The following is a 22,529-nucleotide window of genomic DNA, read 5'->3' on the forward strand; positions in this document are numbered from 1 at the left end:
AACGCCGGCAATCTTGCCCGAGAACAGTACATAGTCATCGCCCGAGATTGCACCGGACTTCTTGAATGCGGCCAGCTTCGCCTGCATCGCGTCCAGCCGTTCATACCCCGCAATGGTCGGGTCGATCTGGCCCAGCAACTTTGCCAGCGCGCCGGTCTACTCCGCGACGCCCACCGTGGCAGCCTTGCGGGCACGATCCTCGGCGGCAAGCAACGCGGAACCACGGGCGTTCATGTCTGCCTGCGTGTTGCTGGCCTTGTTGAGCTTTTCGACGGCCGCTCGCTGCGCATCGGTCATCTGAACGGCGCGCTGGCCCGACGCGATGGACTCATTCTGCGCCCGCACCTTTTCCATCGACGCCTGCACCATCGCCTTGATGCGAGCCTTGGCCTGATCCTCCGATTCGGCCAGCTTATCGACGGACCTGCTGGCGCCCTCGGCGGAAACGGTCAGCTTGTCGAGGGCCTCGCTGCCCTTGGTGATTTCCGTCGCGTCCGCCTTCAGAACGAGCGATGCGGTTTCGGTGCTGGTGGCCATATGTAATCCTGTTTTACCCGTGCTGCGCCAACCACAGCGCATCTGTCAGTTCGATAGCCTCAACCTGCCACGGCGCAAACTTCACGCCGTGCAATCGCTGAAACGCATCCATGTCCGCGTAACTGATCGGCTGCACGCCGAACCCACTCTGTCGCCGCCGTGAGAGCTTCGAGAACGCCTCCCACACCGGCCCGAATCCATCCGGGCAGGTGCCGTGCGCGTCAAGCGGTGCGGGGCGCTTTCCCGTGGCCTGCGCTATCTTTTCCAGATGCCAGCGAACCGACTTCCCATCCTTACGTGCGACTGACAGCTTTATTTCGCCTTCGGCCCAGGCGAGGAATCGGTCGAAGGCTTGCCGAAAAAACGTTCGTCCTGCGTTGCGGCGACGATGATGGCCTGCGATACCAGTTCAGCGGAAAGCAGCCATGCCGCGACGTTATCCGGCGTACAGGCATCCTCGAATGACCACGCTTTGACCAGTGCCGCGCGGCCCTTGGCTTCCAATGCCTGACCTTCCTCGAACGTGATCCGGTCGCCCTTTTCCGCCCGCTGGCGTTCCACGTCGTAGCGGGCCTTCTAGGCCACGGGCGAACGGTACGAACGCACCTGCACCCATTCGCCGGACGCCGAGCCATCGGGCAGCAGCAGATCCAGCTTGACGCCTTCCTCGGCACGGTCGCGGGTGTTGAAATCGGCAAGTTTTGCCATGTTGCATGACTCCCTGAGTCGATAGGCTGGCCCAGCCAGCAAAGAAAGCCCCGGCGAACCGGGGCGCGTGGATTACGGCGCTGCGGTGCGCGTCAGCATCAGTTCGGTGGCGTCAGTCGAATCCAGCAGGCCGGTGAAATTGATCTGCTGAATACCGTAGTCGTCGCCGCTGTAGCTGTCCGTTGCCGACGTAAAGCGCGAGCGCGGCAACGACAGGGTGTAGGTGTTCGGGTTCACGGTGCCGTCCACCATTTCCACGTCCAGCGCGGTATCCACTTCGTTGCGATACTTCGTCTTGAGCGCCGCATCCTCGATGTACGCCGACAGGCTGCCCGACACGCCGATCATGCCGATCTTGTTGGCATAGGCGGCACGGTTGAACAGGCTGTATTTCTGCGCCATCGCGTTGTCCAGCGTGATATCCAACTGCGTGGCTGCATTGAATCCCACGCTGTCGATATCGAGCGAACCCTCGAACGTGGTCATGTAGTCGGTCGTGGTCTTGGTGTCGAACGTCGCGCCCACGGGCACGACATACGCCTCCTCCGACTTGCCGATGACGCTGAAGGTCACGGCGACCTTTTCCTGCAACGGGCAGGACAGTTTGAGCTGATTCACTTCGCAGCCGCGATAGATCGTGTCCAGCCCGATATCGAGATTGCGCTTCAGGATGGCGAAGGTGCGGCGAGTCGTTCCGGTCTTGAGCACGTCCGATGCCCATGTGCCGCAGAACGCAGCTTCCAGCAGGTCGTCATACGTGCCGAACGACAGCTCGCCCACGATATCGCCGGCTACGGTCACGGCGCCGCGCCGCGAGGTAGCGACATGGCGGTCACTACGCAGCTCGTTGGTTTTCAGATCGTTGGCGGTTTCGGTGAGTCCGGCCTAGGTCAGCCGGATCGGCTTGAAGGCGGGGGTGGTGGCGGAGATGGAGCCTGCGGTTTCGAGCGCATAGAAATAGGCGACGCGGGAACCCGTCGCAGCCAAGCCAGCAGTCATGGTGATACCTCTCAGTGGTGGCGGGTCAAGCCCGGTGTTGCTGGCCCCGCCAGCGGATGGTCAGTGAAACGGTGAGCCATGCGTCATCGCGGCGAATGCTGGATCGCTCGCAGCGTTCGATCATCAGGCGCATGGTGTTGTAGACGAATGTCGTGCCGGGGTCGAATGCGGCGGCCAGCGTATCGGCATCGCCAAGCAATCCAGCGGTGCCCGAATTGAGCGGATAGTTCACGTCCACTTGCAGCAGTCCGACGTGTTCGAGCGGTGCTCCCTACCCCAGCCCAGCGACCGTGGTAGATGCTGGCATGACAAAGAGCGCGCACCACGGGGCATCGGAGGGTGGCGCGAAGTCGCGGCCTTCCGTTGCGGTCGGGTAGCTCAGGCCATGATCGGCCCATGCTTGCATCAGGCAAGATTGGATGGTGGCAAAGGCACTCATTTCAGCTCCGCTATGTAGCTTCCGATACGGGCCATGGAAACGCGAACCATGCCTGCGGGAGCTTGTGAGCTGTGCGCGTGGTATTCCAGCATCTCACCGTACGGGAGGGCGTTACAGAGAAAACTTACGGAACCTGCTCCGCCCATCTTCGCCAGCACATTGGCGGTGGCTGTTGCGCCTGTCGGGTCAACCGCATCGGTTACGGTTTCGTCGGGAGTCGTGACCGAACAATTCCAGTTCGCACGAAACCTGCCGCCGACGTACCCCTTCGGCGCAACGATATCCATCCCGTCGTTGAGTTTCTTGCCGCGCTTGAGATACCCGCGCTTATCGAGATTGGCAGGATCGTCACGCAACGCGGCGTTGTGATCCTTCACTTGCACGTTGTAGTTGTGCGCCACGCGATTGGCAGCCCACAATTCCGGGTTGCCCACGGGTGACATCTTGATCACGTCGGAGAACAGCTCGAACGTGATTTCGCGTACCTGTCGATCCATGTTGGCTTTGGCCTTCACGGCGAACTCGGCGACGGTAGCGGCGAAGTCAGACATTAGCGGCGCACCTGCACGCGATACGCAACGGGAACGCCAGCAGGATTCACCGGCTCGATCTTGACCGGCGTCCAGATGACCGCGCCGTCAATCAGCTTGTCTGTCATCTGCGGCACCTGCGACGCGTCGAGAATCGCCAGCTTGTCGCCACCCTAGACCTCGTTTGCCATTGCGTAGGACGTGCTGATATTCGTAAACAAACCGATGCACGCAAGGTTGGCCGTGGTCGCCCCTGTCTCCTTGCCTGTGACGGGATCGTAAGTGCCCGGCGTCGTGCGGCGCAGTTGTAGCGTCGTGCCGAAGCGCGTCAGCAGGCGCGTGGCTGTCGCGGCCATGTTGGTGTAATCGAAAGTGGTCATGCCTTGGCTGTCCTGATCCGCACGAAGTCCACGCCGCCGCCCGTACCATTGTCGCGCGTCATGGCGTATTCAATGGCTTGTTTCGCGGTCTTGCCGAAGTCCATCGCAGCAATAGCAAACTGCCAGCCCGAACCGATAGCGAGAGGTTGCGCGGGACTCATATCGACGGGGAACGAGTCGCCGTAGAACATGACGCGCCCACCATCGATGACGATGGCCTCGCAATTCTCCCAGTCCGGGCCGTCGCCTTCGCATCCGCCTTTAAGCCATGCGTTCAGCTTGGAAATCTAAGCGATGCTGCCGGTTGCGGCTACATGCATCTTTCCGACCTTGGCGATCTTCGTGACGTTAGCCCACACACTGCCGGCGCATGAAGTCTGGCGATCTGCGGCCAGCGTCTTGCCATCCCATGCAATCGTAGTCATGCGCGTACCGCAAACAGGCCGCGCTTGACGATGTAGTCAGCGAACAACACGGCGCTAGGCCGCTGCGCATTGACCGGTAGCACCTTGCCCTTGTTCTCCGCGTAGGTGACCGTTACAGCGCCTTCTACGCGCTCGCTGGTCACTGCGCCTTGTGCCGTTTCCGGCGGATTCGCGTCGTCCGCCATGATCTCGGCCGCGAGCGCCATCTGCCCGTACACGATTTCACGCGGCACGGCATCGGACGGCAGCAGGCGACCACGCAGCCATACATCGGTGCGCGGCCATGCCAGATAGGCGTCGGGATAGGTCTTGTGTTCCAGCTCATCGCCCGGAAGCCACTTGATCGCGTTCATGGTGTCGGCGGCGCGAATCAGCAGCGCCTCGGCTTCGGTGTCGTCGGCGGGAATGGTCAGCTTGCGCAGATCCGCGTAGGCGCGGAAGTCGGCGAGGCTTGTGTATGAATTGGCGTCCGGCACTCCTTCGCCTGATTCCACGATAATTGTCATCAGGCAATCCCGTTCCGAATTTTCCACAAGATGCCGCCCGGCTTGTACTCACGCATGATGACCTTCGTCGCAATGGTATGCATTTTCTCGGAAAGCTCGATGCTGACGCGATTCTGATAAGCCTGTGTGTTGAACATGCGGTGAAGCCAGTTAGTCAATGCTTTCATGCCTTCACCTTGCGCGGTCGCCCACGTCGTTTCGGTTCGTTGCCCAGTTCGGGCACGTCTGTGCCCACTTCGGGCATGTCCATCGGTACATTCGGCAGCAGGTGGTCGCGCACAAAGGCCGCACACTCACCGCTGCGCATTTCGTCCAGCGTCCACTGCCCGTAAGCCAACCGGCTGAATAGCCTGCGCCGGTCGGCCACGCTAGGCAAGTCCGGGCCGGACAGCTCGCCCCATGCCGCATTGTCGGGCATGTCGGCGATCGCGGGCACCCCAGCTAGCAGCGCATCAATACCGATCGTGCTGCACAATGTATGTACAACCGCCGCACCTGCCAGCGCATCAGCCAGCGGCGGCACATCGGCATCCAGCGGGTGCGGGCGAATCACACCATCGCCTACCGATTGCGCCCATACGCCCACCTGCATCGCAGACAGCCCGTGAGACGCATCGTCAGCGCGTTGGAGCGCGATCAACGCCGGACCCTTGCCATTGCCGCCCTTCGGGGTAATCGCCAGCCCAAGCGCGTCAAAGCGGCCAGGCGGGCAATCGAATAATGGCGGACGATTAAGCCCGCCGAGTGACACTTGCCAGTAACCCGGCGCGTCGCGGAAATACGCGGCGTCCAATACCAGCACCGGCACATCACGGGCGGCGTAAGCCCGCGCGATGTCGGCATTCTTGCCATGCATCCCGGACAGGACGACAAGGCCGAATCCCTCCGCCTCGCCGTCCCGCCAGAAATGCGGGTGGCGCCACACGAAACGCCCCAGCCCTTCGCCAAAGGCAGCCAACTCAGGGTTGTCGCCGGGCGTCCCGTACAGCGCCGCTTGCATCAGTCAGACACCACGATCACACCGGCGCGATCCTTTTCACTGGTGTAGGCAACATCCCAGTTGCCCGCCGTCGCCAGCGCCGCAGCAACCGGGTTCTTGCCGCCATTCGCCACGTCCCATGTGAAGCCCTTCAGGCCCAGGTTGTAGGCGTACTCGCCCTGCATCCGGCGCAGAATCTGTTCAAGACCCAGCACTTCCTGAAACGAGACATACTCGCCTTCGGTGTCCTCGATCACGATGCCCGAGTTCGTCAGCCCCAGCGTCTGGTACTTGGTGACGGCACTGGAGCCGCTACCCGTGGTGATGACCAGTGACGGGTCATCGGTGACCAGAACCGGGCGGTTCAGGGTAACCGGGGTGCCGGTCTGCACGTTGAAGTTCGCGATACCCTCGATCTTCGTGGTGAACGCCTGTTCCTTGACCAGCTCGTAATACTTCGCCGAGTGCATGACCCACACGCTGATACGGCTGGCTGCATCGCCCAGCTTCGCCAGCGCGTTGACCAGCTCCACGGTCGCCATGCCGGCCGACGCGGTGACCTTGGACGCGGCCTGCCCGGACAGTGCGCCCACGGCAGCCGCAAGGCCGCTGGAGAGCATTTCCTGCGTCGCCGCATCGGCGGACTGATTGCCGGCCACAACGCGGAAGGCGTTGTCGTCAAGGCCGGCTTTCAGGAACGCCGAACGCGCCCAATCGACCGGGCCGATCTTGCGATTCAGCTTGACGTTGGCGATCTCGCCCTGCTGGAGCTTGAGCGAGGTGGCGGCAGTGATGGCCGTCTGATCCTGCCGCGACACGATGCCGGCGGTGTTCTTGAAGTAGGCGGAGTAATCGAAGTCACCGGCCTTGCGGTCGGTGCGCATGATGATGCCGCCAGCGGACGCGGCGTTGAACGCGGCGATGTTCTAGGTGATGGTTTCCGCGTAGCCGCTCTGGAAGAACGGGTCGCGATACTTGACGTCAGTCGGGAGGGTGGTTGCCATTGCGCGTTACCTCTGTCAGTTGGGGAGATTGCCGTAGGCTTCGGCGCCATGTTTGGCGATGAAAGCCGCCTTGTCGGCAGGTGTCATTTTGGAGCGGTTGCCACTTGGTGCGGCCCCGCCGCCATTGCCTCCGCCAGCCCCGCTGCCAGATGCTTTCGAGCCTGCGATGATCGGGGCAAATGCCACGTTCGCCGCAAACTCTGCTTTCAGTTCGTCAATCGTTGCCGCGCTGGGCTTGCCGTCCGGGCCAAGCACGCGGGTCATGGGTACGCCGTCCACGTAGTCCACCGCGAGGCGGCTACGGACGTGCGGGAGTAGCACATTGGCACTGCCCTGCAATGCGAGTTCGTTGGCGAGCGTGGTTGCCACGTTGTCCACTAGGACGTTGGTCAGCGAGGCATTGAGCCGGGTGATCTCGGCATCTTTCTCGGCCTGCGTCTTGTCCAGCTTCTCGCGCCAGCTCTTTTCCAGCGATTCCACGTCGCCGTTCTTTCGGGCGAAGTCCTCGGCAGCCTTGCGGGCCGCTTCCTCCGCTTCCTTGCGCTTGTGGTCGCTGGCCTTCTTTTCCGCCAGGAGTTCGTCCACCTTCTTTTTCAGGCCGGATACGTCGTCGTTCTTCGGCTGCGGCAAGCCTTCCACGCCCAGCGTGTACTTGCCATCTTCGCCCTATACGTAGAGCGCCGCGACGCCTTCATCCAAGCCTTCCAGTGAATCGACGGTGTAGTTCAGTGCCATGTTGTGACTCCCTGAGTCGGGTTGGTTGCTGGCCCAGCCAGCGGTAGTTGAAGCGGTTAATCGTGCAGCTTGATGATCGCCGGAACGTCGCTGCCAATGTAGTACAAGGGGAACTCCCACTCGTTCATTACTGGATCACATGACGTCATCGCCCCATGCTCGCCATAGATGACGCGGGCGCACTGGCGACGCTCTATTGCGCCGTCAATACACACGTCCATCGTGCCATCGCCGTGCAATGCCATGCGCAGGACTCCGTTGATGTAGATCTGAAAAAGCCCCGCATGTGCGAGGCTCGATTGTTGAATCTGCGATGGCCGGACTCGACACCGGCTATATGGGAGATAGGCGCGTAGCGTCGCCTCGTTTTACGTCTCGGAAGGCGCAGTCCTCTGAGAACTCGGCATGACCCGTTAGTACACTCACCCGCCTTCCTGCTCGGCAGCACGTTTAGGGAACCTGCCCTAGTACCTTCCGAGTCCTCTCGCCACTGATTAGCGTGTCCATCCACGCCGCATCGCAAAACTTGTCAGTCCATCACCACGCGCTCACCCTTGGTCAGGCAGTTCACGCATAGCTTGCTTTTCACATTGCCGATTGTGGCGGTCACCCATTCCCTGCCGGCACATCGTGCGCATTGCGGATCGTTGCGCACCCGTAGCTTGCGCAGACGCTTGCGCACCTGTTCCTGCGGGGCGTCAGGGGCGGGAGTTCCCGATATCAGGTACAGTTTCCGCATCGCGCGAGCCTATCACAGTCCGGCTAGCTTGAACGCCTCAGCGTCGCGTTGGCGCAGCTCGTCCAGACTGTACAAAAGGCCCTTGTTGTCGGTGAACCTGTCAACCGGCAGCTTGCCCTTGCGGTACAGCCTGCCACGAAGCACGCCGAGCACGTCATCCTGCACACTTGCCGGCTGATCCTTGAGCCAGTCGGCATAGGTCAGGTCTGCGGCCACTTGGCCATTCATGCTTGCCCTGGTGCCGGGACTCAACCCGTTCAGCCGCATCTGCTCGGCAGATTTCAGCGTGAACGTAGACGTACTGCGGCAACCCCAATGAATCGCGCCCGGACCGCTAAGCCACGGGTAGTTGTGGCCGATGGGCTTGTGCTCCAGCGTGTATCGCTTGCCATCTCGCGGGACGCACCATTGCAACGTCGTGTGCGAGTCCAGCGTACTCAGCCAATCCACCGACGCGATAATGTCCGCGTTCGCCTGCGCCGTGGCATTGCGGGCATAGGCGGCCGTGTGGCTGATCGCACTACGCACCACGGTTTCAAGGTCAGCCCTCGGCTTGTCTAGTAGACCATCGGCATAGCGCTTTGCCTTCGTCCCCTTGATGCGCCGGATGATTTGTTCCGTCGTCTGCGATTCCGTGAAACCAATCCGCACCGCGTCCCGTATCTTCTGCGCCCTGCCCGATTCCAGCCCCTGCATCCACTCCGACAGCAACCGGCCTTGGAAGGGTCGCGCCATCGCTGCGGCGTGCACCTGGGCGCCGGATACGCTCACCAGTGGCAGCTTAGCCAATACCTCGGCAGGAATCGCCTTGGTCAGCATCAGGATTTGCTTGGCGGCTTCATACGCGCTGAACTGCACCAGCTCCGTCGTCAGTGCCTGCCCCGTGGCCGTGTAGGCTGCGGCGTTCAGGCTGCGCACCTGTGACAACAACGATTCGAGCCGATCCACCGACCAGTTACTGCCGGCGCGATCAATGGCAATCTGCAATTGTGCAATCAGATCCGCATCGGAGCGATTCAGCAGCGCCACCATTTTCTGAGCGGCGTGGTTGTTGTAGCGCTGCAATTCCAACTGGTGACGGATTGTCACCGATTGCAGGATTTCGTTAGCGGTCGCCATTACGGCTCGCCTTGATTGCCCGCATCAGCGTTCGGATCGGGCGGGTTCGGCTCGGTAGGCGTCAACTCACCCAGCGCCGGCCCCTGCGACTCAAGCTCGGCGCGGATTTCGTCGTCATCCTTCTCAGGATCGATCAACCCCACCTCGCGCAGCTTCGCCCAGAAGTCGGACTCCGGCAGCTTGCCGGCCTGTACCGCCGCCAGCAACGCGCCAAGTTCGTTGGCATCCAACTGCGCCTGCACAAATTCGGTCGGGATCGACATCGATGCCACGCCAGACACGTTCATGAAGTCGCACGCCCATTGCAGGGCTTTCGTGTACGCCGCGCTGACGTTGTCACAGGCAAGGCTCAGCACGCTATGTGCCGTCACGTCCTCACTATCCTGCTGCGTCGCGGTCTTGATCGCGCTACCCGGCTGCACCATACGTGCGCCAAGCTGTGCCATTTGTTGTTCTTTCTGATCCATCGCCGACTTGGCGAGGGTGTTGGGCGCGGCCTGCATGATGCCGGCCTGACCGTTGACCGGCAGCAACCACGGCGCACGGGAGCCGAGATAGATGCCCGACTTTTCCATGTGGTCGCGCCACGTTTCGTCAAGACCAGACATCCACGGCTGCGGCTGGCCGATGAAGTAGGCCGAATCTTCGTAGTCCGCACTGTTGCGGTAGTGCGCCAGGTTCAACGTGGCAAGGTCAAGCATCGGCATCGGGCCAATGCCCGGCTCGTTGTCTTGCGCACCGCCAAAGGTGAATGGAATCTCGCGCCACGGCTGGCCGTTGCCACGCTTGGGGATGTAGGACTCGACGACAACCCAATCCTTCTCGCCTTGCCGCCAAATCTCGACGGTGTAGACGCCCTCCTTGAGGCTCAGCACGCGGAATTGCGGCTCACTGACCAGCCCGAAGCCGTCATCCTGTTCGTGCGTTTCGGCCAGCACGACAAGGGATAGGATCGTCTTGCCGCCCACTTTGGCGGTGCGCCAGTTCGTGATGGACTTCGGCGGGTATAGGGCGATTGTCGCCTGCGCACCACCGCTGACCATCGCGGCCTTCGATGCCGGGGCTTCCAGCGGCGGATAGTCCACCAGCAAGCCATAGCGTCCCGGCCCGATCGCCTTGGACACCGCCTGCTGCGCCTGCTGAATCAGCGTCACACCAGAACCGGTCGCATCATCCTTGATGTAGTCCATCGCGGGCGGCAACTCGATTTCCGGCCACTGACGGAACGCGACCCCCAGCAAGCCGTTATGCGTGCGGCCGACGAAGTTGGTGTAGACCGCGCGGGACAGGTACTGGTCATACCGCGCGCGATTCTCCGGGGATTGATCCGTCGGGTTCGGGCGCGGCAGGTACGCATCGCCCTACGCCTTGACGGCATGCTCGCCCGCCATCGCGTCGTCGATCTGCGCCCACAGCGGCAGCGCGTCTTTATACTCGTCGCGCTGGAAGGTTACGTCTGCGGGCATTAGATGGCACGTCCCATGGTCATGGTCATGGCTTGCGGCTTTCCAGCCAGCACGCGGTAGCGAATGGCGTCATACATGTGATCCTCTGCTGACGTATCCACGTCATCGGGATTGCGCGTGTCACGCGGCAACACCGGGAGTTGTGAGATCGCGGCGCGGCAGTGGTCCATGAAGTAAATGGCCGGGTTTTCCGGGTGATCCTTGCCGGCCTCACGCAAGCGCGAGCGCAGCAGTTCAAGGCCGATCTTGCGCGTGCCCGGCGCCTTGTCTGACGCCTGCCAGCGCACACCAGCAGCAGCCATTTCGTCGGCGATGGTCGGCGTGCCTGGTTGGCTCACGGCGCTGATTTGGTTGTCGGCGGGGCCGGGCTTGGCACTAGCGATCCACTTGCCGGCAATCAGCGATGCCTCCCGCTCCACAATGCCGGTGCCCACATCGCGCGGCGCCATCTTCAAGCCCACGTTTGCCCCGCTGGCGCCGTACCATTCGTGGCACATCACCAGCGAGCCACGCGGCGGGCACCACTTGCTCCCGTCGTCCAGCACCGCTTCCGTGCCATCTGACTCGGCAAACCACGCCACCGCGAACGGGTGCGTACTGCCCCAGTCAAAGGACCGATCCACGCGCCAGCTATGCGGCACCTTGAATCGCGGGACGACGACTCGCGGCGTCCAGACGTCATCCAATGCACCGCCAGCGACAATGTTCCAATCGCCATCCAACATGGCCCGCACCAATGCGGGAGAGCCTAGGCCGGACAGGCGGTCGGCGTAGTCGGGATCGTTCTCCGCAAGCGTCGGGTTGTCGGTGAGCTTCGCCGGGATGTACTGGCGCAGCATGCCGCCATCCTCTTTCGGCATCGGCACGATCGTCTGCGGCGGGGCAAGGTCGATAAACGTTGCCTTCACCCAGTTGTGACCAATGCCGCCCGGATTCGACCCGCACACCACGCGCGGAAACTGGCCCTTCATGCCCTGCGGCACAATCAGCCCGCCAATGCGGCAGCGTGCGCGCAGATAGCGATAGATCGTCTCCGAGAAGTGCGTCAGCTCGTCGATCATCAGGACGTGGATTTCCGCGCCCTGGTACTTGCTTACGTCCTTTTCGTACTGACAGTGGCAAAGATGAATCTTCGCCCCGTTCCAGAATTCGATGAAGTTCCGTGACCAATTGATCTTGCAATAGCCGGCTTCCATCCACTCGGCCAGCAATGCCGGAAAGCCGCTCGGGCCTTCCATGTGATTCTTGAGCAAGTCATCCGACAGGCGCCGGAAGATGTAGACCTGCAAACCGGGGATCAGGGCGCACCACATGATCGCGGCCACGCGCATCAGGTGCGACTTGCCACCTCCCGCTGCCCCGCCGTACAGAATCTCGGTTGCCCGCGACTCATAGGCGAACGACTGCCGGATGTGCAGCGCTAGATCAAGACTCGCCATCAGGCCGCGCGATGGTCAGATTGATGACCGGCGCTGAATTCTTGACCTCGCCGCTAAGCTCCGTCTTGATTTCCTGCGGGACTAGCTTCGTCCAGAGCTTATAGAACTCGGTCTGATTGGCGAGCGCCCATGTCTACAGCGCGCCCACTCCGCCAATGCCCTGAAACGCCAATTGCAGCGCTTCCTTGCACGCCACGGTCGTCTTGTTGAGCGAACCCTTCTTGCGGCCCTTCCCTGCGGCTGGCGGCTTCCTGCGTCCACTAGCGCTCACTTGTTTACTGTCCATACGTCACCTCGAACGGCCCTGCCGTCGATGCACTGACCTCGGGTCAGCGTGTTACTTGAACGGCCCTCATGCGAGCCTCATCGTCCCGCCGCATTCGGTGCATAGCACCGGCAGCGTATGCCCCATGTCGGTCTCGCCGCAGAATGTGAAGAACTGGCCGCCAGCGAGTGCCCTTCTGCAACCCTTTCGCGCGCGCGGCGGATCGGTCAGCTTGGACACCAGCTCACGTAGCCGTGCCTTGTCACCGCCGTATGTGATCCGGCCATCGTCGCCCATGCGGATCAGGGCCACGGTGTGCGATGTGGCGGGGGGCGTAGGCAACGATCCCGCACTGGAAGTCACGACGGCATCTTGTTGTTCTTGCGTCGATTGATGCTCGCCGGAATTACCCGAAGATTCCACGGGACGTGTAGGCCGCATACGGTCTCTCCAAGTAACGGGTATAGATGATCGACCTCGTGTTTTATGCCAGTGCAATCGGTAACCCGCTGCGCCATTCGATAGAAAGCTCTCATCGCATCACGATCCGCTCTGCTCACCCATGGTGGGCACGCGCCGATCTTCTGCGCTTTCCTCATCGAGACGCCTCCTGCCCGCCCGGAGCGCCTACGTTTGCCGGTTAGCGACCGCCACCATTCAGTTCTAGCTTTGCGGCGGCGGTCCGGATGTGCGAGGCTCCACGACTTCGCTTGCTTCCGGTGGCATGCCTTGCAATGTGGGTGCAGTCCATTGCTGCATTTGGCGTATTTATAGTAGTCGCTGAACGGCTTGACCTTGCCGCATTTCGTGCACCTCTAACAGTCGGCGGGGGTGGAGGGAATTGCACCCTCGTTACGGGTGTTAGAAGCCCGGCTAAGCACCTAAGCGCACCCCGTATCTTCCGACTGAAACAGCGGTAGCTAACAGGATTGGTTGCTCACGTTTTGGTCATTCATCGCCACTCCCCATCATCTTGCGCCCTAGCGCCGCGTGCAGTTCCTCGCGCTGGTCGAATTCAGTCATCATCCCTCCTCGCCCAAACCTGCCCGCGCCGATGGCTCACCATCAGATCGTCGTAAGCGTTCGGCGGGATGGCCCTGCGGTTGCGCGTCGGGATGCCCGTCTCGGCGATCGCGTCGTCTGCCATTGCCAACTCCCGCTCGGCGCGCATGTGCTTGGGTCGGCGCATCCAACAACCGGACGATGGCTCAGTCCTTCGCGTCCGGCTCATACGGCTTCGGCACAGTCGGGACGATCTCGGGGGCTGTCGTCTTGATCCGGTACGCCAGCCAGCTATACCCGCAGACGATCGCCAGCAAGATCAGCAGGGCCAGGATCACTTGCGCAGCCGTGCCCACGCATCGCGCAGCCATTCGCTGGGGTAGGACGCCAGCGCGGGGAAGAACGTGTAGAGAACGACGCAAGCGATGAAGCCGATGGCGAATGAAATCATGGACGCTCCGAATTACTGAACTCTATCGTTTCGGCTATTTTGCAGAAAGTGCTTGACGTGTGACTAGTCACGATGTAACCTAGCTACACAGTCAACAAACAGGAAACACCATGAACATCGCCCACCGCCTTATGGACCACGCCCGAATCAACCCCATCAGCGAGCCGAACAAGGTCAAGCGGGTGTCTAAGGGCGTAGACGGCAGCCTGCGGGTCACGCTGAACTCGGGGCGGACTTACAAAATCAGCAAGGAAGACGAAATGTTCCAAGCCTTCGCCGTCTATACCGTGCTGGCGGACCTCTGATCCATGCCCTCAACCACGTCCGAACGCCAAGCCCGCAGCCGCAAGGCGCGGGCCAAGGCAGGCGGCAAGTCCATCGCCGTTACCCTGTCGCCGTCTGCCGCCGATGCGCTGGCGAAGCTGCTGGATAGCCGCTATGCAGACAGCCAGAAAGAGACCATAGAGCGCGCCCTTATTGCGGCGGCTCGTTACGCCTAAATCAGTTGACCCTCTTGCTATCCGGTTCGTCCAGCGACTTGGCCGCCGCCCGTAGCAGCGCAGCCATAAACATTTTGTCGCCGTTCGGGCAGATGATGCTTACCTCGGTGCCGCGCGTTCTGACCAGCATTGCCATCACGTCCTGCCGCACATAGCAGCGGATCAGGTCGGCGGCGGCTTGATCGGTCAGCTCGTCGTTAGTCACTTCGGCTGCAACCCCCGAATCCTGATTAACTTGTCGTTCGATTCTTCAAGGCAAGCTTTAATTTGGATGACGTAATCCAGCAGCGTGCCGTTCGTCCACGTTGCCGGCATGTCCACGGCACATGGACGCAGCAATTCAGTGGGCAGCGCGACATACACTGGAACCTTGACCGTTACCGTCTCAGTCCTGACCGGCGCTTGTGAGCACCCGCACAACGGAATCAGGCACGCGAGCGTCAGCCCAAGCCTTCGCATCCGGTTGGCGTTCATAGATGGCCCTGAGTTTCGCTTTCGCCGCGTCCGCTTCGGCCTGTTGTTTCTTCGCGAAAGCCATCGCGGCATCGGTGTAGATTTTCGCGTTCGCCAGGTTCGCGGCGCTCTCGCGTGCCCACTTGTCGTTCGCGGCCTGTAACGCCTTGATCGTCGCCTGATTGGCAACGTTGGCTTCGTGCAGCGTGTTCGCTACGGATTGCAGCGATTCGACGCGGGCCTTGTAGTGGCTCACGCGCCATTGCTGGATGCCGATCGCGAGCAACGCGGCGAGAATGATGTATGCCCAGATCGGGATGATTCGCGCCATAAATGGGCAGCTCGTAGTCAGATTAGGTTCAACGAACGCCACTCTGACAAAACTGACAAGTCGTGCCATTGCTGTTCGGCTTCTATTTTCTTCTGTTCGTTACGCTTCGCCGCCGCAACGTATTTCTTGTTAGCCAGCCCCGTCACAATGCAGGGGCGTTTCCCCATCTTGTCGCTAATCGTGTACATGGCCGACTCAATAACCCACGGGTAGAACCATTCGCCTCTCATGCACTTGCTGGCTAGCTTGCGATGCATGTCGGACTCGACCGCAAACGCCTTAGCCCTTGAATTGGTGTGCCACGCCGCGATCAGTTTTATTTCAAGTATTTGCCCGGTCTGAAGTTGCGCAATGCGCTTGTTCAAATCGTTCGATACTCCGATTTTTACGGTTTTGACCTCGCCCTTAAGATTAAAGGCTCCCATCATGTAGACGTACATTTACACCTCCGATAAGGTAATGGGTGCTGGTAGCCTGTATCGGCAGGCAAGGGAAGCGATCCCTATTCCCAGCATGTTTACTCCGCGACTGCCTACGCGCGGTTAATACGTTCTGGCCTCCCGCCACTGTTCAGCGGTGAATGCCAGCGGGTAGGCGCCGGCCATCGTCAGCTGACTACGCCCGTCGTCCAGCGTGTAGATCAGGCTGACAACGCCAACAAGCTGATTGCGGCGGTTGAAAATGCCGCTACCCGAGTCGCCGTAGTAGATCCGCAGATCAAACGTGGTCGCCAGCCCGCGACGTGTAGCGACTTCTCCCGCGACGTAGCCGTGCCGGAATTGCGCACTCATGTCGCCGGGGTTGCCCAGAACGGTCACGATCCCGCCCTAATCGGGCATCTCTGCCAGCAGCGGCCAGCGGTCGAACCGGCGCCCCACGATCAGGATGATGTGATCGTTGCCGTCCAGCATGACCCGCTTGACGCTGACCGGCTGATAGCCGATGCGCAGCGTGTAGGGCCACTGGAAGCAGTGCGCGGCACTGAGTACGGCATGCGGCCCGATGACGGTTCCGCTACAGCTCACGCCGTCAATTTGAAGGTGTAGCGCCGCATCCTTGACCGTGCCGAAGCCGGTACAGGACGCCAGCCCTACACATAGCAGGGCGGCGAGGATGCGCATGGGTTAGAGCATGTTGCCGACAAGCGACAACCATTGATCTGCCGTGAGGTAGCCCGTCACCAGCAGCACGACGCCAACGCCGATAATCCATGCGGCAACGCGCAGGTATTTCGGATCAATCTGGCCTGTCGGGATCATGGCTTCACACACATCGCGTATTCGCCTTGTCGGCGGGTAACCAACCCCTTGAGCTGGCGCCCGCCGGAGTTCGTCCAGCGCAGCAGTTCCTTGCACCATGCGGCGGCGGGCTGGCCTTCGTTGAGCTTGCGGATCAGCGTGGAGTTGCATGCGGCGGTAACGCCTACGTTCCACTCCCAACTCGCCAGCGCAGCAGCCTGGTGCATCGTGATCGGGCGCTTGATGCACGGCTCGAACTTGCCCCACTCGATCGCGAGACGCTTGTCCAGCCGCGTCAAACATTCCTGCATCGTGAGCTGCATGCCCCATGTCACATCGGGGCCGGTCTCGCCAGCGCATACCGTGGCAACACCGTTAACGTCAGCGTATGTATGCGGAACGTTGCCTTCGTAATGGACGATCAGCGGAGCCGCGATCATCAGCAGGGCACCCAGCGCTATGCCGGATTTCCCCTTAGGCCCCGGCACGGTCGGCTTCCGCCTCGCGCCGCTTCCGTTCGACCCACCATCGGCGCAATCGGTAGCACTGCTACGCGATCAGCCCGAGCGTGTAGACCAGCGCGGCGAGCTGCACCACATCGGGGAGCGCAACACCAAAAATCGTCAGGGCGCCCACACTCACAGCGGGTGATGCTTTGACAAGCTCGGTTGCAACATCGTTTGGGATTTCCTGCATTGGCATTGTCCTTGCCGTTAGCCGCCAACGCGGTGAATGATTATTTGATAGGACGTACCGCCGCCAGTCGCGGCTTGTCGTCCGGCTCAGAGGCGGCCAGCAGGTCGCGCACCAGATCGTCGCCACCCGCAACGCCAGCCCACAGCTCGCCTTCCTCGAAGTACAGGTACAGCGCGCCGATCTTTTCGCACAGCGCCTTACCGTCCGGTATCCACACTTCCCCGTCCCGGATGAACACTTCCGGGTTGTCGGGTTCGTCGGGCATGGCGGCTCACATTTGCGCTATACGTTAGAAACGGCGCAGTTACGCGGTTTATTGAGGCATATATCAACTGCGGCTGATTCGCCACAGTTGGCAGTCAACCGACACGTTGAATTGCGCCGGATCAACCCGGCAGTTGCGGGTACTGGATGCGCTCATCGCCAACAGGCCAGCCGAGACGCTCGTGCTCGGCGCGGCACAATGCATAGGCGACAGCGTGAGCTGTTTCGGCGTTGTCGAATTCGCCTTGCTGCCCGCACATGCCAAGTTTCCCGTTGCCCTCATACCGCGTCACAACATACCGCGTCACAGGGCGAACTTTGTACTCGATCAGATCTGCCATACGTCCTCCGCAGGCCACGGCCTGTAAGTTGTGGCGCATACGTGATCCGTTAACCCACTAACGGCTCACGGGTGGTGTAATTCAGACCCGGATTACGCCCTCGGGCTGGCATTGGCCGTCTCGCGACGGTCGACTAGACGCCCTGTAAGGCGCCCGTTACCGTGCCTACACGTGGCAGGTCGGCGATTGATCGGGAAGGCAGCCGCGCGAGCTGCCGCTGCATCCGGGAATCAATCTCGCTCAGGTAACCGGAGCTTTGTGAGATTGCACGCCAGCTAAGCGCGCCCGATCTTGATGCAGTCCCGAAAGTGAATCAGCGCCCCGTCGTGGCCACTGCGTCCAGTGTTCGCCTAGGTGCTGCGCTGGCTTGCGTGTCGGGTACGACTCCGAACGTTTCACATGGGCCAGTGCCGCTGAATGAATCGCCGCCCGTTCGAGCTTGCCGGCCTTGCGAGGCTTCGGGAGATTTCGGTAGAGGCTGGGCGGCAAAAGTTACAGAGTGTCAGAATCGGGTGATTGCTCGCGCTGGAAACAACCGTCTCCAAGCGCGGCCTCATCGCCAGAAAAACATGACCCCCTTACTTTCAGTGTCCCATACGAAATTGGCTCTATTCCGTTAGAGTCCAAATAATCGCGCTTGCGGGTGCGGAAGTATTCACCGCGTAATTCCGTCGCGAACGTTTCCAGCCCGATCGACATGCACGCAGCCATCGGGTCGCGGATGCGCTGATACGTTTTCGGGGATACGCCGAAAGCATCGGCACGCTCGCCAAGCCCTGCCGCGTACCTGCCGCACACAACGTGATCCAGCGCGTCAAGTCCGGCTTGTGCCACCCAATCATGGCGCCGGCTCGACGCCTTGACGTACTCCCGGCCCCTGACCTTGTGCGCCGTGGCGAGCATCCATGCCGTGCTGGCGGCCCATTCTTCAAGTTCGCGGTCAAACAGGTTCGTCCCAGCCACAACGCGCCGGTACAACTGCCAGCCGGGGAACGATGGATCAAAGCGGGCGGTAACACGGCAGGCGGCGGTCATGGCCGTGTCGCTCAGTTGCTGGCTGGCGAATACCTGGTCGGCATCGACGCCACGCAGCGACCAGTCGCCTACGGCTTGCGGGATGGCGATGGCGGTCATGCGGACTTCCCCGGCTTCTTCGTCAGATGCTCGTAGGCTTCGTCGATGATTGATTTCACAACCTTCATTTTCCCGATTGCCCGCTTATCGCCCGGCTTGCCGAAGTACCACCAGATGCGCCGGTCGCAGTCGGAAAGTTTCAGGTCAAGCCCGCCCGTATCCTCGTCGATACAGACGCGGATGTAGGAATCGCTGTGCTTCATGGACTCAAGGAATACGCGCTTGTTTTTCATACGGGAACGCCCTTGTCGCGCATAGCAAGGCTCTTTGCTGCGCGCTCATAGCTGCCTCGGCAGTCACGGAAATAGACGCTGTCCATTTCCCGCCAAAGCGCGCCACAGGTGAGGTCAAGAAACTCGAAGCCAACCCATAGCTTCCACCACACACGGCGGCGAACCCCATATTCACCATCGGAAAACTTGACGATCTTCATGCGGCAGCCCTCGCCAAAGTGAATCGCTGCTCGGCGTTTTCGTAGTGCTCGTTCATAACAGGGTCACTCGCTTATCGCGCTTTGCGATATTGTCGGCAGCCCAGAGCGGGCGGAGATTCGGGAGCGCCCATGCGCGACGCAATTCGGGATCGTCGGGGCCGGTAATGGTGAAACTGGAAACCGGCACGATATGATCCACATGCCACGCGCCCATGTTTCCCCAACTCATGCCCTTGAGGAATTGGCGCTCAAGGTGGCTGCGAAGTTCGTCCACCGAGTACCCGATAAGCTCGAACGTGCCGGCCGTTTTCTTCTGCCCACTCAAGGACGCGTAGATGCCGCAGCGAATGCGGTTTTCAAGACGGTACGATGGGTCTTTCCTGCGTCTTGCGGCCATGTCACGCCAGATGGCGCGTGCACGATCACGGTTTTTGGCCGCCCATTGCCGCTGAAACGCGAGATGTCTTTCGGGATGCTTCTCTGCCCACTTGCGCGCCGCCATACAATCACGGCACTGACGGTAAAGCTGGCCGCGAGCGTGGCGTATGTTGTAGCAATCAAGCGTCTTTGCCACACCGCACTTCGTACAGACTTGCGTTGCGGCCGCATGGGCGTTCACTTGATGTGCTCCCATGACGATTTCGGATACTTGGATTCCAGGTACTTGCGAAGGCTCATGCCGACGTTCTGGCGGGCGAGATAATCAAGGCTCACGCGCATCAGGTCGTAATGCCCATCACGCACCTCGTTCTTCACGACGATGCCGCGAAAGTGTGAGTTGCCCTGATAGCCAAGGTATGGCTCTGCATGGACGTAGCAGGCGCCAGCAATCAGGCCAATGATTTCGTGCCCGGTCACTTGGCTATTACGCGAGGCATACTCGAATACCTGCCGATGCCCTTGTGTGAAGCTGTGCCCCAGCTTGCCGAGAATGGTTGACGCCATGCCGCCGTAAGCGCGCCCCGTCATTGGCGCGGCCCAATAGTGACTGTATGCGATGCCGTCAATAATCACGGGGCAAAGGAAGTCATGCACCTTGATCCCGTGCTTCACAAATCCGAAGTCCTGGTATCCGATAGCCCCGTCCATGACCGGGTTGGCCTCAAGCCACCGCCTGATTCGGTCACAATGGTTCCCGAGAGTGACGTGTATTTCAGGCTTCCATGCGCCCCCCGCCTTTGCCGCGTGAATTGGCTTCATGAAGGCGTCAAGCGCATCGTTACCAGCCTTGATGTCGTCCACGTACCTCGCGCCCTCTTTCGTGCGTGATCCGGGAGCATCATGGGTGGACATGCTTGGGCAGTCGTACCAGTCGCCAGCCAGCACGATCACGTCGGGCTTCATCTTGGCGATGTACTTGCCAACCCACGGCAAGTGGTCGGTAGGCACGCCTTGCCGTACCTGTGTATCAGGCACGTAAATATGCCGTCGCGGCGCAGCATCCGGCTTCGGCAGATCCTCCGCCCAGCGATACAGCGTCTTGCGGGATACGCCCGTGCGCCGGCTTACCTCGCGCTGGCTCAGGCCATCGGCAAGCATGGATAGAACAGCGGACTTGCTGGCACTCATTTCCGCACCGCCAAGACCAGCGCCGTAACGGCAAAGACAATCGCGCACGCCCACGGAAGCCAGATCGGCGCGAGGATGACCGCCCACGGCCAGGAAACAACGCCCGTCAACTTGAGGATGCAAGCCGTGGCGAATGCTGCCGTGAACAGGATGGCAATCAGGTGGCCGGACGGTTGCGGCGGCGTCGGTGCACGCCGGGTTGCTTCGTAGGTCACAGCGAATCCTCCGGGCCGTTAAGCCGTTCGTCGTGTTGGCGCAGCGCTTCGGCGTGCATCGGATGGCGTGGCTCAACACATGGAACGCAGTCGAACCATCCGCGCGGATAAGGCGGGGTAACGCGGCGCGTGATCCGGCTGCCGTGCGAGTCGGTGAAGCTGTCCGGAATGCCACGCAACGTTGCCGGCTCAACATCGCCGATGCCGTACTCGCGCAACTGTTCGGCGGTCAGGTGTTCGCGCAATGCGGCGACTTCATCGACACTTGCCACGCGTGTGTCGGCTTTCGGTGACTTCTTCGACATGTCGTCGTTCGGCCCGAAGCTCGCCAGATATGCCGATTCAACCGGCGCGCCACCACGGGCAAGCCAGCCAAGCGGCAAGTCGGGCGGGTCTTGCACGATGGAGAAGTCAGGCGTAGCGGGCGGCGCGGCGAGCTTGGCCCGCTCCGTCCCGAACACCTCATCCATCAGCAGCTTGGCGTGATAGATGTAGTGCGCCACGGTGCGCAGCTTGGCTTCGCGTTCCGCATCGGTCATGGCGTGGCGGGCGTCTTGTGCTGCCGCGATTGCGCTCGTTTCTTCGTACAGGCGGCGCGAATCGTAGGCGGCTTCGGGCTTGGTGAACGGGGGAGTGTGTGCGCGCATCACGCCACCCCGCGCAGTTGCTTGACGCGTGCGATATGGGCTGCCTTGACGAATGCCATCAACTCACCAGCCTTGTTGTGCTGTCCGGATCGCATCAGATCACCGGCTTTCGCGACAGTGCGTTGAAACCTCTTCGTCCAGCCGAAACATGCGGTGCGCTTTTTCATGCATCCCTCCGCAGTGCGTAGACGACAAGCGATGCCGCGAAGAAAGTTGCGGTCATCTCGGTGTGAGCAGTCGCAAAAGCGACGATGGAAAGAAGAGATAGTGCGGCAGTAACGATTCGCGCCTTCATGCCCGCGCCCCTCGCCGCGCACGCGGACGTTTCGCAGCCGACGCAGCCTGCAATTTCTGGTAATGGTCGGGATCGCGCAGCACGTTCAATCGAACCTTGGTCGATTCGATATCCTTGAACGTCTCAGGCGCTTCGGCGAAGGTCTGTCCGGCTACGCAATGGCGCAGCGTGTCCAGCGTGTTTTGCAATTCGACTTCGGCTAGTTGGGTCATGACATAAACCCGAACACTACGCAAAGCCGCGTCTTGAAATAGTCCAGCAGAGCTTCAGGCGTACGTTCGCCGTCAACGTTCAGCCATTCCTCGTACCATTGCTGAAACTCGGCTTGCTGTGCTGCAATCGTTTTTTCGGTCATTGCCTCAACCCTCTTTTGATTGAGACATTTGAACCCGTGGCGTGCGTTATGCGGCGTCTACTGCCTGCGGAGAATTTGCGGCAACAGCCGCGTTATATCGGCGCGTTACAGTGTCGCGCGATACGCCCATGCGCTCGGCCAGAAGGCAAGGCCCAAGCTCGCGGTATTCGATGACCAACTGGTTTCGATCCTTCGTGTCCGTGTAGTCTTTGAACGCGTCCAGTTCAAGGCGTTGCGCGATCCGCCTTGCCCCGTCGCGCGATACGCTAAATTTATGAATCAGATCGTCCTCAACCTTGCGGACGTACTCAGCGAAATGCGCGTAGTTCATAAGC

The 22,529-nt window shown here is 60.9% G+C and carries 43 protein-coding genes and 2 pseudogenes; 2 read left to right on the forward strand and 43 right to left on the reverse strand.

Going from position 1 to position 22,529, the window contains the following annotated elements:
- Positions 1 to 156: 156 nt before the first annotated feature.
- From B1991_RS14265 to B1991_RS19120, 21 genes and pseudogenes are all read right to left on the reverse strand, one after another.
- Positions 157 to 537 carry a hypothetical protein gene (locus B1991_RS14265; protein WP_136259347.1) on the reverse strand — a complete coding sequence of 127 codons (381 nt, stop codon included), beginning with the start codon at positions 535 to 537 and terminating at the stop codon, positions 157 to 159.
- 13 nt (positions 538 to 550) lie between these two features.
- A complete protein-coding gene (locus tag B1991_RS19180) occupies positions 551 to 940 on the reverse strand; it encodes a phage tail assembly chaperone (protein WP_425466700.1) in 390 nt (129 codons plus the stop codon).
- Positions 850 to 1,098, reverse strand: coding sequence for a hypothetical protein (locus tag B1991_RS14270; RefSeq protein ID WP_136259348.1), 249 nt, complete (start codon positions 1,096 to 1,098; stop codon positions 850 to 852). Before B1991_RS14270 ends, B1991_RS19180 begins: the two co-directional genes overlap by 91 nt.
- 15 nt (positions 1,099 to 1,113) lie before the next feature.
- A complete protein-coding gene (locus B1991_RS19110) occupies positions 1,114 to 1,245 on the reverse strand; it encodes a hypothetical protein (RefSeq protein ID WP_281280562.1) in 132 nt (43 codons plus the stop codon).
- 72 nt (positions 1,246 to 1,317) lie between these two features.
- A pseudogene (locus tag B1991_RS14275) lies at positions 1,318 to 2,112 on the reverse strand (phage tail tube protein); the annotation flags it as partial.
- 157 nt (positions 2,113 to 2,269) lie between these two features.
- A pseudogene (locus B1991_RS14280) lies at positions 2,270 to 2,497 on the reverse strand (phage tail terminator-like protein); the annotation flags it as partial.
- Between the two features lie 182 nt (positions 2,498 to 2,679).
- A complete protein-coding gene (locus B1991_RS14285) occupies positions 2,680 to 3,234 on the reverse strand; it encodes a hypothetical protein (RefSeq protein WP_136259351.1) in 555 nt (184 codons plus the stop codon).
- A 152-nt stretch (positions 3,235 to 3,386) separates the two neighbouring features.
- Positions 3,387 to 3,593 (reverse strand): hypothetical protein, encoded by a 207-nt coding sequence (locus B1991_RS14290; RefSeq protein WP_136259352.1) that lies wholly within the window; start codon positions 3,591 to 3,593, stop codon positions 3,387 to 3,389.
- Complete coding sequence (locus B1991_RS14295; protein ID WP_210772140.1) at positions 3,590 to 3,784, reverse strand: Ntn hydrolase family protein; 195 nt, start codon at positions 3,782 to 3,784, stop codon at positions 3,590 to 3,592. Before B1991_RS14295 ends, B1991_RS14290 begins: the two co-directional genes overlap by 4 nt.
- Before the next feature lie 230 nt (positions 3,785 to 4,014).
- Positions 4,015 to 4,524, reverse strand: coding sequence for a DnaT-like ssDNA-binding protein (locus B1991_RS14300; protein ID WP_136259353.1), 510 nt, complete (start codon positions 4,522 to 4,524; stop codon positions 4,015 to 4,017).
- A complete protein-coding gene (locus B1991_RS18720) occupies positions 4,524 to 4,691 on the reverse strand; it encodes a hypothetical protein (RefSeq protein ID WP_168709660.1) in 168 nt (55 codons plus the stop codon). The genes B1991_RS14300 and B1991_RS18720 overlap by 1 nt, the downstream gene beginning before the upstream one ends.
- A complete protein-coding gene (locus tag B1991_RS14305) occupies positions 4,688 to 5,524 on the reverse strand; it encodes a hypothetical protein (RefSeq protein WP_136259354.1) in 837 nt (278 codons plus the stop codon). The genes B1991_RS18720 and B1991_RS14305 overlap by 4 nt, the downstream gene beginning before the upstream one ends.
- Positions 5,524 to 6,426, reverse strand: a complete 903-nt coding sequence (locus tag B1991_RS14310; protein WP_281280573.1) for a major capsid protein — start codon at positions 6,424 to 6,426, stop codon at positions 5,524 to 5,526. The genes B1991_RS14305 and B1991_RS14310 overlap by 1 nt, the downstream gene beginning before the upstream one ends.
- A 96-nt stretch (positions 6,427 to 6,522) precedes the next feature.
- A complete protein-coding gene (locus B1991_RS14315) occupies positions 6,523 to 7,137 on the reverse strand; it encodes a hypothetical protein (protein ID WP_210772141.1) in 615 nt (204 codons plus the stop codon).
- Between the two features lie 161 nt (positions 7,138 to 7,298).
- On the reverse strand, positions 7,299 to 7,487 hold the full coding sequence (locus B1991_RS14320; RefSeq protein WP_136259356.1) for a hypothetical protein: 189 nt from the start codon (positions 7,485 to 7,487) through the stop codon (positions 7,299 to 7,301).
- Between the two features lie 284 nt (positions 7,488 to 7,771).
- On the reverse strand, positions 7,772 to 7,981 hold the full coding sequence (locus B1991_RS14325) for a hypothetical protein (protein WP_136259357.1): 210 nt from the start codon (positions 7,979 to 7,981) through the stop codon (positions 7,772 to 7,774).
- A gap of 12 nt (positions 7,982 to 7,993) precedes the next feature.
- A complete protein-coding gene (locus B1991_RS14330) occupies positions 7,994 to 9,100 on the reverse strand; it encodes a structural protein (RefSeq protein WP_136259358.1) in 1,107 nt (368 codons plus the stop codon).
- Positions 9,100 to 10,290 (reverse strand): DUF4055 domain-containing protein, encoded by a 1,191-nt coding sequence (locus B1991_RS14335; RefSeq protein ID WP_136259359.1) that lies wholly within the window; start codon positions 10,288 to 10,290, stop codon positions 9,100 to 9,102. Before B1991_RS14335 ends, B1991_RS14330 begins: the two co-directional genes overlap by 1 nt.
- A 275-nt stretch (positions 10,291 to 10,565) precedes the next feature.
- The gene (locus tag B1991_RS14340) at positions 10,566 to 12,005 is read right to left on the reverse strand and encodes a terminase large subunit domain-containing protein (RefSeq protein ID WP_136259360.1); all 1,440 of its coding nucleotides are present in this window, start codon (positions 12,003 to 12,005) and stop codon (positions 10,566 to 10,568) included.
- Positions 12,006 to 13,285: 1,280 nt separating this feature from the next.
- The gene (locus B1991_RS19115) at positions 13,286 to 13,417 is read right to left on the reverse strand and encodes a hypothetical protein (protein ID WP_281280563.1); all 132 of its coding nucleotides are present in this window, start codon (positions 13,415 to 13,417) and stop codon (positions 13,286 to 13,288) included.
- A 61-nt stretch (positions 13,418 to 13,478) separates the two neighbouring features.
- Positions 13,479 to 13,610, reverse strand: a complete 132-nt coding sequence (locus B1991_RS19120; RefSeq protein WP_281280564.1) for a hypothetical protein — start codon at positions 13,608 to 13,610, stop codon at positions 13,479 to 13,481.
- Positions 13,611 to 13,833: 223 nt separating this feature from the next.
- Between B1991_RS19120 and B1991_RS14350 the strand changes: the two genes are divergently transcribed.
- Complete coding sequence (locus tag B1991_RS14350) at positions 13,834 to 14,028, forward strand: hypothetical protein (protein ID WP_136259362.1); 195 nt, start codon at positions 13,834 to 13,836, stop codon at positions 14,026 to 14,028.
- Between the two features lie 3 nt (positions 14,029 to 14,031).
- Positions 14,032 to 14,223, forward strand: a complete 192-nt coding sequence (locus tag B1991_RS14355) for a hypothetical protein (RefSeq protein ID WP_136259363.1) — start codon at positions 14,032 to 14,034, stop codon at positions 14,221 to 14,223.
- 1 nt (position 14,224) lies between these two features.
- Here B1991_RS14355 and B1991_RS14360 read toward each other — a convergent pair whose 3' ends face one another.
- The 22 genes from B1991_RS14360 to B1991_RS14430 all read right to left on the reverse strand — a co-directional run bounded on the left by B1991_RS14360 (position 14,225) and on the right by B1991_RS14430 (position 22,525).
- Positions 14,225 to 14,428: a hypothetical protein gene (locus B1991_RS14360; RefSeq protein WP_136259364.1), complete on the reverse strand. Its 204-nt coding sequence runs from the start codon at positions 14,426 to 14,428 to the stop codon at positions 14,225 to 14,227.
- Positions 14,425 to 14,697 (reverse strand): Rz1-like lysis system protein LysC, encoded by a 273-nt coding sequence (gene lysC, locus B1991_RS19185; RefSeq protein WP_425466698.1) that lies wholly within the window; start codon positions 14,695 to 14,697, stop codon positions 14,425 to 14,427. The genes B1991_RS14360 and lysC overlap by 4 nt, the downstream gene beginning before the upstream one ends.
- Positions 14,609 to 15,007, reverse strand: a complete 399-nt coding sequence (locus tag B1991_RS14365; protein WP_136259365.1) for a hypothetical protein — start codon at positions 15,005 to 15,007, stop codon at positions 14,609 to 14,611. The genes lysC and B1991_RS14365 overlap by 89 nt, the downstream gene beginning before the upstream one ends.
- 17 nt (positions 15,008 to 15,024) lie before the next feature.
- Complete coding sequence (locus B1991_RS14370) at positions 15,025 to 15,447, reverse strand: GIY-YIG nuclease family protein (RefSeq protein ID WP_136259366.1); 423 nt, start codon at positions 15,445 to 15,447, stop codon at positions 15,025 to 15,027.
- A gap of 102 nt (positions 15,448 to 15,549) precedes the next feature.
- Positions 15,550 to 15,825, reverse strand: a complete 276-nt coding sequence (locus B1991_RS14375; RefSeq protein ID WP_136259367.1) for a trypsin-like peptidase domain-containing protein — start codon at positions 15,823 to 15,825, stop codon at positions 15,550 to 15,552.
- Between the two features lie 9 nt (positions 15,826 to 15,834).
- Positions 15,835 to 16,128: a trypsin-like serine protease gene (locus tag B1991_RS14380; RefSeq protein ID WP_136259368.1), complete on the reverse strand. Its 294-nt coding sequence runs from the start codon at positions 16,126 to 16,128 to the stop codon at positions 15,835 to 15,837.
- A gap of 3 nt (positions 16,129 to 16,131) precedes the next feature.
- Positions 16,132 to 16,266, reverse strand: coding sequence for a hypothetical protein (locus tag B1991_RS19125; RefSeq protein WP_281280566.1), 135 nt, complete (start codon positions 16,264 to 16,266; stop codon positions 16,132 to 16,134).
- Positions 16,263 to 16,733, reverse strand: a complete 471-nt coding sequence (locus tag B1991_RS14385; protein WP_246031185.1) for a lysozyme — start codon at positions 16,731 to 16,733, stop codon at positions 16,263 to 16,265. The genes B1991_RS19125 and B1991_RS14385 overlap by 4 nt, the downstream gene beginning before the upstream one ends.
- Positions 16,734 to 16,794: 61 nt before the next feature.
- On the reverse strand, positions 16,795 to 16,941 hold the full coding sequence (locus B1991_RS18725) for a hypothetical protein (RefSeq protein WP_168709661.1): 147 nt from the start codon (positions 16,939 to 16,941) through the stop codon (positions 16,795 to 16,797).
- A gap of 40 nt (positions 16,942 to 16,981) precedes the next feature.
- A complete protein-coding gene (locus B1991_RS14390; protein WP_136259369.1) occupies positions 16,982 to 17,206 on the reverse strand; it encodes a hypothetical protein in 225 nt (74 codons plus the stop codon).
- A 121-nt stretch (positions 17,207 to 17,327) separates the two neighbouring features.
- Entirely contained in the window at positions 17,328 to 17,546 is a 219-nt protein-coding gene (locus B1991_RS14395) for a hypothetical protein (RefSeq protein WP_136259370.1), read from the reverse strand.
- Positions 17,547 to 18,038: 492 nt separating this feature from the next.
- Positions 18,039 to 18,680, reverse strand: a complete 642-nt coding sequence (locus tag B1991_RS14400) for a hypothetical protein (RefSeq protein WP_136259371.1) — start codon at positions 18,678 to 18,680, stop codon at positions 18,039 to 18,041.
- Positions 18,677 to 18,913: a hypothetical protein gene (locus B1991_RS14405; protein ID WP_136259372.1), complete on the reverse strand. Its 237-nt coding sequence runs from the start codon at positions 18,911 to 18,913 to the stop codon at positions 18,677 to 18,679. Before B1991_RS14405 ends, B1991_RS14400 begins: the two co-directional genes overlap by 4 nt.
- A complete protein-coding gene (locus tag B1991_RS14410; protein ID WP_136259373.1) occupies positions 18,910 to 19,113 on the reverse strand; it encodes a hypothetical protein in 204 nt (67 codons plus the stop codon). Before B1991_RS14410 ends, B1991_RS14405 begins: the two co-directional genes overlap by 4 nt.
- A 52-nt stretch (positions 19,114 to 19,165) precedes the next feature.
- Complete coding sequence (locus B1991_RS14415; protein ID WP_136259374.1) at positions 19,166 to 19,732, reverse strand: hypothetical protein; 567 nt, start codon at positions 19,730 to 19,732, stop codon at positions 19,166 to 19,168.
- Positions 19,729 to 20,682, reverse strand: coding sequence for a helix-turn-helix domain-containing protein (locus B1991_RS14420; protein ID WP_168709662.1), 954 nt, complete (start codon positions 20,680 to 20,682; stop codon positions 19,729 to 19,731). The genes B1991_RS14415 and B1991_RS14420 overlap by 4 nt, the downstream gene beginning before the upstream one ends.
- Positions 20,679 to 20,897, reverse strand: coding sequence for a hypothetical protein (locus B1991_RS18730; RefSeq protein ID WP_168709663.1), 219 nt, complete (start codon positions 20,895 to 20,897; stop codon positions 20,679 to 20,681). Before B1991_RS18730 ends, B1991_RS14420 begins: the two co-directional genes overlap by 4 nt.
- Positions 20,894 to 21,544, reverse strand: coding sequence for a hypothetical protein (locus B1991_RS18735; protein ID WP_168709664.1), 651 nt, complete (start codon positions 21,542 to 21,544; stop codon positions 20,894 to 20,896). The genes B1991_RS18730 and B1991_RS18735 overlap by 4 nt, the downstream gene beginning before the upstream one ends.
- The gene (locus B1991_RS18740; protein WP_168709665.1) at positions 21,544 to 21,711 is read right to left on the reverse strand and encodes a hypothetical protein; all 168 of its coding nucleotides are present in this window, start codon (positions 21,709 to 21,711) and stop codon (positions 21,544 to 21,546) included. The genes B1991_RS18735 and B1991_RS18740 overlap by 1 nt, the downstream gene beginning before the upstream one ends.
- A gap of 124 nt (positions 21,712 to 21,835) precedes the next feature.
- Entirely contained in the window at positions 21,836 to 22,051 is a 216-nt protein-coding gene (locus B1991_RS14425; RefSeq protein WP_136259376.1) for a hypothetical protein, read from the reverse strand.
- Positions 22,048 to 22,194, reverse strand: a complete 147-nt coding sequence (locus B1991_RS18745; protein WP_168709666.1) for a hypothetical protein — start codon at positions 22,192 to 22,194, stop codon at positions 22,048 to 22,050. Before B1991_RS18745 ends, B1991_RS14425 begins: the two co-directional genes overlap by 4 nt.
- Positions 22,195 to 22,240: 46 nt before the next feature.
- Positions 22,241 to 22,525: a hypothetical protein gene (locus B1991_RS14430; protein WP_136259377.1), complete on the reverse strand. Its 285-nt coding sequence runs from the start codon at positions 22,523 to 22,525 to the stop codon at positions 22,241 to 22,243.
- Between the last annotated feature and the right edge of the window lie 4 nt (positions 22,526 to 22,529).

Source organism: Rhodanobacter lindaniclasticus (genome assembly GCF_004799035.1).
GTDB classification, from domain to species: Bacteria; Pseudomonadota; Gammaproteobacteria; order Xanthomonadales; family Rhodanobacteraceae; genus Rhodanobacter; species Rhodanobacter lindaniclasticus.